Annotated in this window: 1 protein-coding gene; it reads left to right on the top strand. The window is 43.6% G+C overall.

Going from position 1 to position 1,124, the window contains the following annotated elements; translation table 11 throughout:
• Positions 1-126 precede the first annotated feature (126 nt).
• A partial coding sequence (locus A3712_RS15585; protein ID WP_157618776.1) for a TonB-dependent receptor plug domain-containing protein occupies positions 127-1,124 on the top strand: 998 nt, incomplete at its 3' end.

The following is a 1,124-nucleotide window of genomic DNA, read 5'->3' as shown; positions in this document are numbered from 1 at the left end:
AATAGCTTTTTGTGGGAAGTCGAATATCAGGTAACCATAAGGTTGTGCTCTTGAGTCCGAATACCTGCCAGCGGCTAAACCATAACATGTGGTTTGGTAGGAATTTACGCGATTTAGGATCACAACATGAACAAATCCCTTTTAGCGGTTGCTGTAGCATCGCTGCTTTCACCTATTTCCAATTTACACGCCCAACAAGCATCTGCCGATGAAACCATGGTGGTTACGGCGAACCGTTTTGAGCAAAGCACGGAAAGTGTTGTCGCTCAAGTTGAAGTAGTAACACGTCAAGATATCGACCGAATTCAAGCTAAGTCTCTAACCGATGTATTTAGACGATTAACGGGTATTCAGGTTTCACAAAATGGAGGTCGAGGTCAGCAGGCTTCGATCTTTGTTCGTGGTGCTAACTCTGATCAAGTTCTTGTTCTAATTGATGGTATTCGTTTTGCGCGAGCTGCAAAAGGTGGTGTCGATTTTAGCCAGTTACCAATTACATTCGTCGATCGTGTGGAATACGTTCGAGGAGCTCGTGCTGCTATGCATGGCTCAGAAGCGATCGGTGGTGTTATCAATATTATTACCGTTGCAAACTCTGACAATGAAAAAACGGCAGTAAGCGCTGGCTTGGGAAGCTTAGATTACGAAGAGCTGAGCTTTGTTAGTGGTACCAAGGTTGGTGAAAATGGTCACTTAAACGTATCGGTTGGCTACGACTCCGATGAGGGATACAACGTTCATCCTATGCCGGGAATAAATGATGGTGACCGACATGGCTTTGAATCACGCAATGCTCTAATTGGTTATGTCCATAATTTTGATCAGCAATGGAGTGGTTTTGCTAACTTCCGCATGTTCGAGACTATCTCTCAATATGATGGTTCCTATGTTGATTCAACGGGAGCACCTGTCCACTCTTACAAAGAGGCTGAAGTTCAGAACTCTACCTTTGCTGCTGGAGTTAAATATAGTGGCAGTGAGCTTAAGTCTGATTTCCTAGTAAACTATCAGAATCAAGATAACTGGAACTACGAACAGTCTTTAGGCAAGAACTCAGCGTCAGCAACATCTGATGAGCTTGAACAGCTAAATGTTCAATGGGTGAATTCATACAAACTGACTTC

This window comes from Vibrio sp. HI00D65, from assembly GCF_001635455.1.
Classification (GTDB): Bacteria; Pseudomonadota; Gammaproteobacteria; order Enterobacterales; family Vibrionaceae; genus Vibrio.
Note: the sequence above shows the minus strand (reverse complement) of the source record. Positions and strands in the feature narration are given on the sequence as shown.